The organism is Bacillus sp. TH30 (assembly GCF_016650875.1).
Lineage (GTDB): Bacteria > Bacillota > Bacilli > Bacillales > Bacillaceae_G > Bacillus_A > Bacillus_A mycoides.
In genome coordinates, this window is sequence record NZ_JAEKEY010000002.1 from 5,074,083 (window position 1) to 5,087,567 (window position 13,485).

A 13,485-nucleotide genomic window follows, 5' to 3' on the forward strand; every position below is an offset into this window, starting at 1 on the left:
GATTCCGCAAAAATTTGGGTATAAAAACCGACTTTTTTTAGTCGGTTTTTATTTTTTCAACAGTAGAGTGATACTAATATTGAGTTTTCTTCTATTACTAGTGAATATAATTAACACATCAGTTCCTACTTCCACGATGAGGGTTCAGAAATTCTCTTTTTATATAGGTAGATAATCATAAAGGCTTAATATATTAAGTTATGTGTGTTTAACTAACAAAAAATTTGCTATTTTTTGTAAATGATGAAAGTAACTATTATACAAACCCACGCATTAATAGAAGAGATACATATACAGTATAGAGAGTTAAAAAACTCCAAAATATTGTATAAAGGAGATTATAAAATATGAGCGAACAATGCCCAATTAATGTACCATGTCAGGTAGATGGACAAACTCAAACGCCATTAAGTGATGCAGCTGCAACACCAATTCTTACTCCAGGAACACCGATTGTAAAAATACCAGTTGTATTAGCAGAAAGAACAATTCAAATTGTTGTAGAATCTGATATTTCATTAGATCCTCCAGCAACTGAGATTAAACGTGTGTTAAAAAATGTATTTTTAACACAATGTAAGTTAGTTCCTGTAGCATTTACTCCAGTACCAGGTACAAATTACCGCCGAGTTACAAGAGCAAAATTATTTGTACAAGGATATATTCGTAAAAATATTGAATATGCAAATGATGAGTGTAATGGAGTGCTATATGATCGTATTGCAAATGTTCCATTTTCTGGTTTTGCAGATTTAACAGCAGCTGATTTTCTATCACAAGCTGTAGTAGCTTCTTCCTCAGATACTACATCTCACTTTATTAATCCTAAAAATGGTGATTTACCACGTTTAGACAAATACTTCTTCGAAAATACAGTTTTTTATAATGAACAACCATATTGTGAATTAGTAAGCGCACAATTTTTCGAATTAGACTTTTCACCTTGTCCAACAGAATTAAACGAGCCATTTGGAACTCTTCGTGAAAAAATTGTACTAGATCTTACTTTAAAAGTTTTACAAGTACAACAAGTACAAGTATAAGACTAAAAAAGCATTGTCTTTAATAAAAAAGACAATGTCTTTTTTATTATTATAAAACATATATAATGATGGAATGGTCGCGTACAAAAAGCATATTTTTATGAATTTCATCAGATGGGGGGATGGTGATGAATAAGCCATGGGTTGGTAAGGAAATATGGAACAAAGTTTACAAATGGAAAATGCTGAATGTTCAAGATGATTCGCGCGAAATAAGAGAAAAAAAGGAAAGTAAAGAAACAGAGTCAAAAAAAGAAGATAAAGCAATGGGAATAGAGAAAGAAAGTAAAGAAACAGAGTCAAAAAAAGAAGATAAAGCAATGGGAATAGAGAAAGAAAGTAAAGAAACAGAGTCAAAAAAAGAAGATAAAGCAATGGGGATAGAGAAAGAAAGTAAAGAAACAGAGTCAAAAAAAGAAGATAAAGTAATTGGAATAGAGAAAGAGAGTGAAAAAACTGGATTAACAAAAGAAAATAAAGCGATTGGATTAGAGGAAGAAGAGGTGAAAATTGAATCAGTAAAAGAATATGAAGAAAGAGAATTAGAGAAAGAAGAAATAGCAATTGAATCAAACAAAGAAAGTGAAGAGACTGAACCAGCAAAAGAAAATAAAGTGATTGGATTAGAGAAAGTAGAAGTAGCAAATGAATCAGAGAAAAAAAGTGAAGAAACTGAATCAAAGAGAGAAAGTATAGGTTTAGGATCAAAAATAGAGACTTCAGTGCATTCAATGGTAGTGAAAACGCCATTTTCTATTATTTCAGAAGTGTCTAGCTTTAAAGTGTTTCCAAAAATAAATGTGAAAAATCAAGATGCATTTGTATTTCGAAATGAAAAAGATGCGGAGGGGCGTGAATTAGATTCTAAGTTATTAACTACAGTGCAACAGTATCATTCGGAGGCTTATTGTAAATTAGTTTCTTTAAATCTTCATGAAAAGAGAGTGCTTGTTGAATTATATAATCAAAAAGTTAAAGGGAATAATGAAGAGAATAAGGTAGAGACATCTTCATGGATTCCTATTCACAGCATAATATTAGAGAGTGAAAATGGGGGAGAAGTAAGTAATTATCTAACAGCCAGACTACCAATAGAAATAGGAAGATATAAAGGTGAAATTAGTTTACGAGAAAAAGTGGTATTTACAGAAAAAGTCATAGGAATAAAAGAGGTGGAACAGGAGATTGTTTTGACAAAAACCGAATTTTTAGTACCAAAAGTAAAAAAGAATGGACAAAATAAATTTACAGTTGAAAAAGGGAGCTTATTGGTAGAAGGATATATATATCAATGTATTGAATACATATCAGAACAAAGTACATTTCATGATAATGTGTATCAGTTAGTACAAAATATTGTATTGGAATTAATCATTCAAGTGATACAAGAACAGGAAGTACAAGTGCGAATTACATAAAAATGATTATATTCCCTTGATTAGCTCATTAATTTTATTCGTAGCGTATCAGTGCGTAATCTTTTGTAAATCATTCAGTGCTATAGAATATCCTCCAAACGGTTTATCCTCAATGAATTCATTTTAATATTTATGAAGGATGATATTATTGCTAGCTAGGATAGTTACTTAATTGTATGAATTTCTTCAGGTTTAAGTTTTAAAAAGGTGCTAACAAGTTTGTCAACGAACTTGCTAACACTTATTAAAAACGGGTATAAAATGTGGTGTATATGTTGTTTGAATAAAGAAGCTAATTCACAGATAATTGCTTGTATAATCTGATGTGTAATACAAAGTGCATTGACTCCTTTTTTACAAAACTCACAACTTAAATAGTAAAACATGTTTATCGTAATTTTCCAAACACCAATTATATTTTTTTAGAATAATTGGGTGGACAACTTCTTTCGTAGTATCGACTTCAGTATAGCCATATTTTTTATAAAAGTTTTCTAGTTCCTCGAAAGGAAGACAATACACATTTAGTATTTGTAATTTTTTTGCAGTTTGTACTAAAAATGAAACGAGTTGCCCAGCTAATTGTAGACCTCTAAATTTAGGGAGAATAAAAATTCCACCCATTTCAATAGTACCTTCATCTATTTGGACTAAACGTCCAACACCTGCATACTCGTTGTTATATGTAATGATCGCAACTGTGTCTCGTGTTAAATCACTTGGTACAAATCCTATCGATTCATAATGATTATTAACCCATTCTAAATCATTATATGTAGCTAGTCGAATATTCATATGTATCCTCCCTCAGAAAAATGTAATATTCTCATTATACACAGTGTAATAACTTGTAAAAAGAGGTTAAAATGAAATCATTTTTATTTGCAGTTCAAGTTTTGAAGAATAGTGCATACAATATAAAGTCTTTTCCTTTCTTCATTTAAGTTTTACGTATATAATTTAAAAGTAATATTTTTATTTTATTTTTTTATATATTTATAACAGAATAGAGGTTTAAAAATGGGCGTTAAAATCATTACGGATAGTGCGGCGGATTTACCGGTAGAATTGCTGCAAGCATATGATATAGATTTAATTCCACTCCGTGTATATGATGAAGCAGAAACAGAGTATTTAGATGGGGTTACATTAAAATCAGTTACATTACTGCAAAAAATGAGAGAAGGCGCAGTTTATAAAACGTCATTGCCTTCACTTGAAACATTTCAAGAAAAATTTGTTTCCTATGCAAAAGAAGGTAACCCTTGTATATATTTAGCCTTTTCATCTGAATTGTCTGGTACATATCAATCGTCAGTTCTCATTAAAAAAGAAGTGAAAGAAACATACACTGATTTAGATTTAGAAATTATCGATACAAAATGTGCCTCACTCGGTCAGGGTATTGTCGTATTAGAGGCTGCAAAAATGGCAAAAGCGGGCGCATCAAAAGAAGAAATATTAAACCGTGTCGCTTTTCTAATGGAGCATATGGAACATATCTTCACTGTAGCTGACTTACAGTACCTTGTTAGAGGTGGACGTTTAAGTAAAGTAGCCGGTTTCATCGGTGGTTTATTAAACATTAAGCCAATTTTAAATGTGGATGAAGGAAAACTTGTACCACTTGAAAAGGTAAGAGGGAAAAAGAAAGTATTAAGCCGAATTGTTGATATTATGGAAGAGCGCGGGAAAGACCTTAAAGGTCAAACAATCGGTATGACTCACGGTGATGATTTAGAAACTGCCGAAGCATTAAAAGCATTAATTACTGAAAGATTCGGCTGTGAAGTATTTATCGTAAATACAATTGGAGCAGCAATCGGAGCGCATACAGGACCAGGTGCGTTAACATTATTTTTCTTAAATGAAGTAGAGTAAAGGATTGATCTTTTGATCAATCCTTTTTTAATTCTAATATAATTGTTTTATGCGGATGAAAAATATGTAATTTTATATTAGTTAGTAACCACGCATTAATGGTTCTGTATGGGAAGGAATCACAAAATACGAATTTCGTATAGGAAGAAATAGAAAATGAAATATCAAATTACATTCATATAAGTTTGAACATTTCAAGATATTAAAATTTTGATAGTTCATATATAATAGTGAAAAGAGTAGATTTTTGTAACTATTTGTAAAAAAAGGAGGTGCAAAATGAATAAAATAATACAAGCCCAATCTCAATGGGATTTGGACAGGCTATATCCTCAAGAACAAAACTTCACGTTTTCTATAGAAACGATAGAAAGATTAAAAATTGAATATAAAGCAACAAAAGACTCAGTAATCCTTTCACAACTTATACAGGCTATCGAAAAAGCAGAGTATTACTTATATTGCCGTGCTGCTGAAGATGAGAAGCATCCTGAAAATACTTTACTAAGTGTAAAAGTAAATCAATTAAAGAAAGAAGTTCAACTATTAATAGAATCTAGTAAGGGACAAAGTGTTAATACAAATCATTCAAGTATTAAACTAATAGAAAATGAATTAAAAGCTCGGGAAGATATGTATACACAATTAAGAAATAAAATAGAAGTAATACACGATAAAGAGACTTTATCATTTGGACAAGCAAATTACGTTGCGATGAATAGTGATGATCATAATGAAAGATTAATAGTATTTGATTCTCTTACAAATGCTTTGAATAAGGAAAAAGATATCTTTGCTACTGTATTGAATCAAATAGGAAGATTACGTCATGCTAAAAGTGATGAAATGGAAGGGACAGAGATTTTAAAACAATCACTACAAGCAAATGGCATCTCTGAAACTGCATTATCCCAAATGTGGAATGCAACGGAACAAAATCTTACGAAGCTAGTAATTGCGTTAAACAGTTATAAAAAAGGAAAGAATTCAATTACATGGTACGAGCTAATGACATGGAAAGAAAGTAATGAGACTGTTATTCCTTTTTCGGTAGCAGTAAAAAACATATATGATGCACTAAAAAATATAGATGAAGAATTGGCACAGTTCGCACAGAATGCAATAGCGAATGGCTGGATCGATGCTGAACCGAGAGATAATAAACCGCCGGGTGGATTTTGTGCTCCTTTTTTCAGTGAAAAAGAATCTCGCATTTCGCTTCGTTATGATGGAACAATTGATAGTGTAAGAGTACTTGCTCATGAACTGGGACACGCTTGGCATTTTTATGTTATGAGTCTTGAACAATCTACTTCATTTTTAGATGATTATTTGCCAATGAGTACAGCTGAATCAGCGTCTATTTTCTTTGAAACGGTAATCATGAATTATTTAATTCAAACAACAGATTATGTAGAGATGAAAAAGTCATTGCTTAGCTGGAAAATAAGAAATAGTTTTAATTATGTTATGGCAATTCGTGCATCGTTTCAGTTTGAGAAGAAGTTTTATGAAGAATGCAAGGAAGGTCCTTTAAGTGCTGATGAAATTGAGAAATTATCTATAGCCGCGCAAGAAAAGGCATACGGGAATGAACTAACAGAATATCAGCCGTTTGTTTGGATGAAATACGTTCAGTTTTATATAGCAGACGTTCCTTTTTACAATTATCCATATACATTTGGGTATTTAGCGAGTTTTAGTTTAATTGAAATAGCAAAGGAAAATAAAAATAAAAATGCATTTCATTTGAGGTATAAAGAGTTTTTACGAGAAACAGGAAAGGCCCCAGTTGAAGAATTGATGAAAAAACATTTTGATATTGATCTAACAGAGTATGAATTTTGGAATAAAGCTTTTATGCAAATTCATAAAGATATTGATGAATATTTGCAAATTAATTAAGGGGACTACATACATGAACAGAATCGGTATTATCGGAGCAATGCAAATCGAAATAGACTTACTATTAGAAAAACTACTTATTAAAGAGGAACATACTATTGCGGGAATACCTTTTTATAAAGGAAACTTCATGGATACAGAAATTATTATTACGCGATGTGGTGTAGGAAAGGTAAATGCTGCCGCATGTACACAAATTTTAATTAATAAATTTGATGTGGATTCTATCATTAATACAGGTGTTGCGGGTGGATTACATCCGGATGTGAAAATTGGCGATCTAGTTATTTCTACAAATGTTACGCATCATGATGTTAATAAAAATCAAATGAAGAATCTATTTCCGTTTCAAGAAGCGTTTCATGCAAGCAAGGAATTAAGAGATTTAGCCCGAAAAGCTGTTAATAGTAGTAGTTTAAATATTACTGTTCATGAAGGAAGAATCGTCAGCGGAGAATGCTTCGTCGAGGATTCAAAATTAAAGGAGCAATTAGTCACTGAATATGTACCTCATTGTACAGAAATGGAAGGGGCAGCAATTGGACATGTTGCTTATATAAATGACATACCGTTTCTCGTTTTGAGATGCATTTCTGACAGTGCAGATGATTCAGCGCAAGTTTCATATGATGATTTTGCGAAAACCGCAGCGAATTATTGCTCAGAAATTATTGTTGAGATGCTTAAAAATATTTCGATTAAAGCTGTATTGTAGTTCATAAGTAAAGAATGGGAGAGAATATCATGTTACAAGCACTAATTTTCGATATGGATGGAACTTTATTTCAAACAGATAAAATTTTAGAGTTATCACTAGATGATACATTTGATCATTTACGGTCACTACAATTATGGAATACGATAACACCAATTGATAAATATCGTGAAATTATGGGTGTACCTTTACCTAAAGTTTGGGAAGCTTTATTACCTAATCATTCTAATGAAGTAAGGGAACAAACAGATGCATATTTTTTAGAAAGACTAATTGCAAATATAAAGAGCGGAAATGGTGCTTTATATCCGAATGTAAAGGAAGTTTTTAGTTTTATAAAAGAAAATAATTGTTCTGTTTACATTGCTAGTAATGGTTTAACGGAATATTTACAGGCAATCGTATCTTATTATGATTTAGACCAATGGGTTACGGAAACATTCAGTATTGAACAAATACACTCGCTAAATAAAGGTGACTTAGTTAAAGGTATTTTGAAGAAGTATGATATAAAAGAGGCAGCGGTAGTTGGGGATCGTTTATCGGATATTAATGCGGCAAAAGATAATGGTTTAATTGCGATTGGATGTAATTTTGATTTTGCACAAGAAGATGAGCTTGCTCATGCTGATTTAGTAATTGATGATTTAATGGAACTGAAGGGGATATTACCAGAATTGAAGAATACGTACATAACAAAATGAATAAGTTCACATTCAAATGAATGCTCAGGATAATATATTCTTGGGCATTTTTATTTTTCAAAAAGATACATTTGGATAGAGAAAGTGGGGGATTAAGCTGGAAGATATACAAATTAAGCAGATTGAAGATTTGTTTAAATATGAGATTAATCACCTTATTCAAGAAAGTACAAAAGAGGGATTTAACTTCTTAATAAAACTAATAAATGAATATGAAAGTAAAAGAAATACATTTAGTAAAACGGGCGAATGTTTATATGGCATTTTTCGAGGTGATACGTTAATTGGAATTGGAGGATTAAATCAAGATCCGTATACGAAAAATAATAAGATTGGTCGATTAAGGAGATTTTATATTGCAAAAGATTACCGGCGGAAAGGATTAGGAAGGTTACTATTAGGGAGAATCTTAAGCGATGCAAAAATCTATTTTACTATTGTTGTCTTACATACAGATACTAAACAGGGGGATCAATTTTATACTTCGAGTGGATTTGTGAAAGGAACAATGTATGTAGGAACGAGCCATTATCTAAACTTAGATAAAAGGATGTAGTGAATTATTATTTGTTCTTCCACGGAACGTTCGTTCTATTTTATGTAGATTTATGGTATGATTTATTTAAATCTATTATTAGAATGGGGAATTAGATGATGGGAGAAAATAAAATTATTAATGATTTCAATGAATATTCAATTTGGATAAATGCATTGAAAGGTATGAGAGAAGAATTGTGGATGACACCAATATCAGAGGGGAAATGGACTGTTGGTGAGATCGTATCTCATATTATGAACTGGGGTGACTATCTTTTACGTGAGACATTATCATCAGTGAGAGATGGACAGGGAATGGAGTTCCCTGACTTTGATACATATAATAAACTAGCCTCTAATTATGCAAAATCAGGTATATCTAAGATAAAACTTCTTGAAGAAGCAAAAGCTAAAAGAGATTTACTTGTTCAAGAGCTTCACCGACTGTCTATTGGAAAGCTAAAGGAACATTTAACTGCCAATGGAGTATCGCATTGTCCTCATACTGGAACGCCGTATTCTCTTATATATATTATTAAGGAATTCGTAGATCACGATAACCATCACAAAAGGCAGATTGTGAATTTTTTAAATGAAAATCATATTAAAAAATCAACTTGTTAACTGATAAAGAAAGATCCCGCGAATGATACTTGTGGGATCTTTCTTTAATTAATTATAATTTAACATTCATTTGTTTCAATAAAACCTTCGGATCACCTTTTACATAATAAAAATGCGGATTATTCTCATCATCGTAAAGCATAATATAAGGTTTTTCATTAAGTGGGAGAAGGATGAGTACTTCATCGATTGTTGTATGTAACCATTGATTTGTAATAGGAACAGGTTTTGATAACGGGATTTTTATCATATGACCATCTTTCGGAACGACATTTAAGTTTTTAAATGGACCAGTAATTGATTTTACATATTGAACTGCTTCTTTTTGAATGGTTGAATCTAAAGATTGTTTTTGGACCACCATTTCTTTTTTACAATCAAATACTTCAATTTGTTTATTTGTATTTGCGAACGCATTTGTTGATAATAAAAAGAAGAGAAGAGTAATGACTCCTATTTTTTTGAACATGAAACAACACCTCACACTTACTATACCCTCAAACGTTGTAAATATTTTTATGTCACAGTGATGTAACAAAGAAGTTGTATGATAAAATTGATATTTGTTTATAAGTAATGGAGGAAATGTAATGAAAGTATTAATCGCGGATGATGAACAAGATATGCTGAAAATTTTAAAAGCGTATTTTGAAAAAGAAGGCTTCGAAGTTTTAGTAGCAAAAGATGGAGAGGAAGCACTTCAAATATTTTATGATGAGAAAATTGACTTAGCTGTTTTAGACTGGATGATGCCGAAAAGTAGTGGTATTACTGTCTGTCAGGAAATAAAAAAGAATTCGAGTGTAAAAGTATTAATGCTTACTGCGAAAAGTGAAAGTGAAGATGAATTAGCAGCTCTTCAAAGCGGGGCAGATGAGTATGTGAAAAAACCATTTCATCCAGGAGTGCTAATTACGCGAGCGAAAAAACTTGTACAGCATGAAGATGTTATTCAAGTTCAAGATTTGAAAATAGATTTCATCAAAAATAAAGTATATAAAAATGAGAAAGAATTAGACATTACAAAGACAGAATTGCAATTAATAAAGTGCTTTTTAAATCATAAAGGCACGATTTTAACGAGGAAAAAGTTGTTAGATATCGTCTGGGGATTTGATTATTTTGGGGAAGAGCGAACGGTTGATACACATGTAAGAAGATTACGTAAAAAAATAGGAGAAAATATTATAAAGACACATCGCGGTTTAGGATACAGTTTGGAGGAAGAGTGTGAATAAACTCGGTAAAAAGTTATTTTTCAGCATCTCTTTAACAGTCATCCTTATTTTTGCCATCTCTTTATTAGTAATTAACTATTTTTTACCAAAATATAATGTGCACAAAACACGCGAAAGCTTAGAAGGTATTACAGCGCAAATCCAGTCAATACCGCGTAAAGAACTGGATGATGCTATAAATCATATTGAAAATGAAGGTAATGTTACGATTGCGTATACATCAATAAATAGTTCAGAAGATGCTATTAATGAAGAATTACGCATGCAACTTACAAAAAAGAGAGTTGCATTGAATAAACTTTGGATTACAAAAGAAGAAATTACGAAAGTGAAGAACCTCGGACAATCGAATAAAATATATGATCAAGAAAAGATAAAATCTAGTTTTTTTGCGAAATACATTGCGAAAGATGATATGTTGATTTTAGTAGGAGTTTCTATCGCACATTCCAATGAAGTAATTAAAACGCTTAACTCATTTTATTTATACATTTTGGGATTCTCACTATTTCTTATTATCGTGCTCGTCTGGATTTTTTCAAAAACAATCACTACACCACTGAATGAATTGAGTGATGTCGCAGAAGATATTTCACGTCTGAAATTTAAACGGACGAAAGTTAAAACGAATGATGAAATAGGTGATTTAGCAAATAGTATAAACATTATGAGTGATAAATTACATGAAGCACATCAAGATTTAACAGATCGAAATGACCACTTAAAACGATTTATGGGCGATGTAACTCATGAATTAAAAACACCAATCGCATTAGTAAAAGCATATTCTATGGGAATAAAAGATGGTTTAGATGATGGCACATATGTTGATACAATCATTAAACAAACAGATCAAATTTCAAATTTAATTGAAGAGTTATTGCGATTTTCTAAACTAGAAAGAGATATTTTACAAAAAGAAGAATTCCCTATTGAACCACTAGTCCAAAGTATAATAGATAAGCATAAAATTGAACTGGATTCGAAAGAAATCAAGTTGCAAGTGAACTATAATGCTGGTGACGCGATTGTTTATGCTGATTTAAATAAAATGAGAATGGTCTTTCAAAATTTAATCTCTAATGCGATAAAATATACAACGAATCAAAATATAAAAATCACATTAGAAGAGAAAAATTGCATTGTGTATTTTCAAATTCAAAATGGTATTGCTGCTGAGGTAATTAAAGGGATAGATAAAATTTGGGAGCCTTTTTACGTATTAGAATCTTCTCGCAGTAAAGAAAAATCAGGTACTGGATTAGGATTAGCGATTGTAAAAAGTATATTAGAAAGACATGGTTTTGAATACGGAGTTTCGGTAGAAGATGGAGAAATACAATTTTATATGTATATAGAAAGGAACTAATTGTTATTAGTTCCTTTTCTTTTTATATAAAAAGATTTGATAGTTCTACAAATTTCTCAACTTTTTATAAAATATAAACTGAATTTTCTGTATTTTTGATGTATAGTAAGAGAAGGAACATATGGGGAGGGAAGGGTATGAAGAAAAAGAAATTAGCAATTACACTTTCAGCTATAGTATCTTTAACAATTACTTCAGGGATTTCTAGTATAACTGCACATGCGGAAAATAAGGAAGGGAGCTTCGTAAAAGAGAATGATGTTAAGTTAAATGGACAAGTTTCAGAAGCTTTAACTCCAAATACGAAAATTCAATTGGAAAATGGGATGACGAAACCAATCTATTCACTTGATGAAGCCATTGTAGAAAATCTATTTGTAGAGACAGAAGTTGATAGTGATCGAGATGGTAAAAAAGATCGTGTATCAGTAAAGGTTATGCGTCCAAAGACGAATCCAGATGTGAAAGTTCCTGTTATTTATGAAATGAGTCCATATCGATCTGGATTAAAAGACGTTCCTGTTTATAATGTTGATGAAGAATTGTATGCGTATGAAGGAAAACCGTATGGGGCAGTTAATCTTGGTTCATACGGCAATTATTATGTTCCGAGAGGATATGCAGTTATTTTAGGTGAAAGTATCGGAACTGGAAAATCAGATGGATGTCCGACAACCGGAGATGAACAAGAAATACTAGGGACGAAGTCTGTCATTGATTGGGTAAATGGGCGTGCAAAAGCATATACAGAGGATGGTAAGGAAGTAAATGCAAATTGGTCTTCGGGAAATGTAGGAATGACAGGAGTTTCTTATAATGGTACGTTACCGAATGCTGTCGCAACGACAGGAGTGGAAGGGTTAAAAACAATTATTCCAATCGCAGCGATTAGTAGCTGGTATGATTATTATCGTGCAAATGGGGCGGTTATTGCGCCAGGTGGATATCAGGGAGAAGATACAGATAATATGGCAGAAGCAGTACTAACAAGAAAGAACCCTGAAGTTTGCGGGCAAATTATTAAAGAACTAACAGCTGGACAAGATCGTAAAACAGGCGATTATAATGATTTTTGGGATAAACGTAACTATGTAAAAGATGTTAAGAATGTGAAGGCTAGTGTGTTTGTTGTTCACGGTTTAAATGATTGGAATGTAAAAACGAAGCAGTTCGCACAGTGGTGGGAAGCTCTTGGCAAAAATAATGTTCCTCGTAAAATGTGGTTACATCAAGGTGGACATGGCGGAACATCAAGTAATAACTGGCAACAAACCCAAAATAAATGGTTCGATTATTGGTTATATGGAATTGAAAATGGAATTATGGATGAACCGATGGTAGATGTACAACGTGAAAATAAATCATGGCAAAAAATAAAAAATTGGCCAGATCCAGCAGCTGTACCATCAAAAGTCCGTATGTATTTAAGTAATAAAGCAGTCAATCTACCATTAAGTATGGGATCAGTAAACAATGTTTTCTCATTAGTAGATGATGCTAAAATAAAGTCAAATCAACTAGTAGAAAACCCTGAGTTAGAAATAGCGAATCGATTAGTATATACAATGCCTGTACTGCAAAAAGATATGCGAATAAGTGGTACGCCTAAAATTTCAATAACAGGAAATATTGATCGATCTGTTTCAAATTTAACAGCTTTACTTGTTGATTATGGCGGAGCGAGGCCTGAAATTGTAACGAGAGGTTGGATGGATCCGCAAAACTTAAATAGTATAGAAAATTCAACAACGATTCAACCTGGTAAAGATTACACATTTACATGGGACATGCAGCCAGATGATTATGTATTTAAAGCAGGGCATCAAATGGGGGTCGTTTTAATCGCAAGTGATTACGATTATACAATTAGACCGAAAGCAGGAACGAAGCTAACGGTGAAATTGAGCGAAGTGACATTGCCGATTGTGAAATAAATAGTTTTTGATAAAGAGCTTACTATAGTAAGCTCTTTGTTTATAATCGGAATTTTCAACTTTTATATGTTCAATCGCGAGGAAATATTATACAATGTAAATATATTACATGGAAAG

The 13,485-nt window shown here is 31.9% G+C and carries 13 protein-coding genes; 11 read left to right on the top strand and 2 right to left on the bottom strand.

Annotation, left to right across the window (positions count from 1 at the left end; all coding sequences use genetic code 11):
- Window positions 1-347 precede the first annotated feature (347 nt).
- Both JFU20_RS28160 and JFU20_RS28165 read left to right on the top strand, forming a co-directional pair.
- Window positions 348-1,043 (top strand): CsxC family protein, encoded by a 696-nt coding sequence (locus tag JFU20_RS28160; RefSeq protein WP_002013348.1) that lies wholly within the window; start codon window positions 348-350, stop codon window positions 1,041-1,043.
- A 128-nt stretch (window positions 1,044-1,171) separates the two neighbouring features.
- Complete coding sequence (locus JFU20_RS28165) at window positions 1,172-2,461, top strand: BC_2427 family protein (RefSeq protein WP_201039160.1); 1,290 nt, start codon at window positions 1,172-1,174, stop codon at window positions 2,459-2,461.
- 363 nt (window positions 2,462-2,824) lie between these two features.
- Here JFU20_RS28165 and JFU20_RS28170 read toward each other — a convergent pair whose 3' ends face one another.
- A complete protein-coding gene (locus JFU20_RS28170; RefSeq protein ID WP_002165602.1) occupies window positions 2,825-3,256 on the bottom strand; it encodes a GNAT family N-acetyltransferase in 432 nt (143 codons plus the stop codon).
- A 225-nt stretch (window positions 3,257-3,481) separates the two neighbouring features.
- On the opposite strand from JFU20_RS28170, the gene JFU20_RS28175 reads away from it, so the two are divergent.
- The 6 genes from JFU20_RS28175 (at window position 3,482) to JFU20_RS28200 (ending at window position 8,827) form a co-directional block, all read left to right on the top strand.
- Complete coding sequence (locus JFU20_RS28175) at window positions 3,482-4,342, top strand: DegV family protein (protein WP_002165603.1); 861 nt, start codon at window positions 3,482-3,484, stop codon at window positions 4,340-4,342.
- Window positions 4,343-4,621: 279 nt separating this feature from the next.
- Window positions 4,622-6,247 (top strand): M3 family metallopeptidase, encoded by a 1,626-nt coding sequence (locus JFU20_RS28180; RefSeq protein WP_201039161.1) that lies wholly within the window; start codon window positions 4,622-4,624, stop codon window positions 6,245-6,247.
- A 13-nt stretch (window positions 6,248-6,260) separates the two neighbouring features.
- Window positions 6,261-6,962, top strand: coding sequence for a 5'-methylthioadenosine/adenosylhomocysteine nucleosidase (locus JFU20_RS28185; RefSeq protein WP_201039162.1), 702 nt, complete (start codon window positions 6,261-6,263; stop codon window positions 6,960-6,962).
- A gap of 29 nt (window positions 6,963-6,991) precedes the next feature.
- A complete protein-coding gene (locus tag JFU20_RS28190; protein WP_201039163.1) occupies window positions 6,992-7,666 on the top strand; it encodes an HAD family hydrolase in 675 nt (224 codons plus the stop codon).
- 97 nt (window positions 7,667-7,763) lie between these two features.
- Entirely contained in the window at window positions 7,764-8,222 is a 459-nt protein-coding gene (locus tag JFU20_RS28195) for a GNAT family N-acetyltransferase (protein ID WP_201039247.1), read from the top strand.
- Window positions 8,223-8,320: 98 nt separating this feature from the next.
- Window positions 8,321-8,827 carry a DinB family protein gene (locus tag JFU20_RS28200; RefSeq protein ID WP_201039164.1) on the top strand — a complete coding sequence of 169 codons (507 nt, stop codon included), beginning with the start codon at window positions 8,321-8,323 and terminating at the stop codon, window positions 8,825-8,827.
- 52 nt (window positions 8,828-8,879) lie between these two features.
- Here JFU20_RS28200 and JFU20_RS28205 read toward each other — a convergent pair whose 3' ends face one another.
- Entirely contained in the window at window positions 8,880-9,296 is a 417-nt protein-coding gene (locus JFU20_RS28205; RefSeq protein ID WP_201039165.1) for a hypothetical protein, read from the bottom strand.
- A 121-nt stretch (window positions 9,297-9,417) separates the two neighbouring features.
- Here JFU20_RS28205 and JFU20_RS28210 point away from each other — a divergent pair, with 121 nt between their 5' ends.
- From JFU20_RS28210 to JFU20_RS28220, 3 genes are all read left to right on the top strand, one after another.
- A complete protein-coding gene (locus JFU20_RS28210; protein ID WP_201039166.1) occupies window positions 9,418-10,065 on the top strand; it encodes a response regulator transcription factor in 648 nt (215 codons plus the stop codon).
- Window positions 10,058-11,434 carry a sensor histidine kinase gene (locus JFU20_RS28215; protein ID WP_201039167.1) on the top strand — a complete coding sequence of 459 codons (1,377 nt, stop codon included), beginning with the start codon at window positions 10,058-10,060 and terminating at the stop codon, window positions 11,432-11,434. The genes JFU20_RS28210 and JFU20_RS28215 overlap by 8 nt, the downstream gene beginning before the upstream one ends.
- A gap of 137 nt (window positions 11,435-11,571) precedes the next feature.
- Window positions 11,572-13,368, top strand: coding sequence for a Xaa-Pro dipeptidyl-peptidase (locus JFU20_RS28220; protein ID WP_201039168.1), 1,797 nt, complete (start codon window positions 11,572-11,574; stop codon window positions 13,366-13,368).
- Window positions 13,369-13,485: the final 117 nt, after the last annotated feature.

Coding starts and splice junctions, on each gene's coding strand:
- JFU20_RS28205 (WP_201039165.1), bottom strand. CDS start 9,296: ATGTTCAAAAAAATAGGAGTCATTACTCTTCTCTTCTTTTTATTATCA.
- JFU20_RS28180 (WP_201039161.1), top strand. CDS start 4,622: ATGAATAAAATAATACAAGCCCAATCTCAATGGGATTTGGACAGGCTA.
- JFU20_RS28175 (WP_002165603.1), top strand. CDS start 3,482: ATGGGCGTTAAAATCATTACGGATAGTGCGGCGGATTTACCGGTAGAA.
- JFU20_RS28190 (WP_201039163.1), top strand. CDS start 6,992: ATGTTACAAGCACTAATTTTCGATATGGATGGAACTTTATTTCAAACA.
- JFU20_RS28160 (WP_002013348.1), top strand. CDS start 348: ATGAGCGAACAATGCCCAATTAATGTACCATGTCAGGTAGATGGACAA.
- JFU20_RS28165 (WP_201039160.1), top strand. CDS start 1,172: ATGAATAAGCCATGGGTTGGTAAGGAAATATGGAACAAAGTTTACAAA.
- JFU20_RS28185 (WP_201039162.1), top strand. CDS start 6,261: ATGAACAGAATCGGTATTATCGGAGCAATGCAAATCGAAATAGACTTA.
- JFU20_RS28210 (WP_201039166.1), top strand. CDS start 9,418: ATGAAAGTATTAATCGCGGATGATGAACAAGATATGCTGAAAATTTTA.
- JFU20_RS28170 (WP_002165602.1), bottom strand. CDS start 3,256: ATGAATATTCGACTAGCTACATATAATGATTTAGAATGGGTTAATAAT.
- JFU20_RS28220 (WP_201039168.1), top strand. CDS start 11,572: ATGAAGAAAAAGAAATTAGCAATTACACTTTCAGCTATAGTATCTTTA.
- JFU20_RS28200 (WP_201039164.1), top strand. CDS start 8,321: ATGGGAGAAAATAAAATTATTAATGATTTCAATGAATATTCAATTTGG.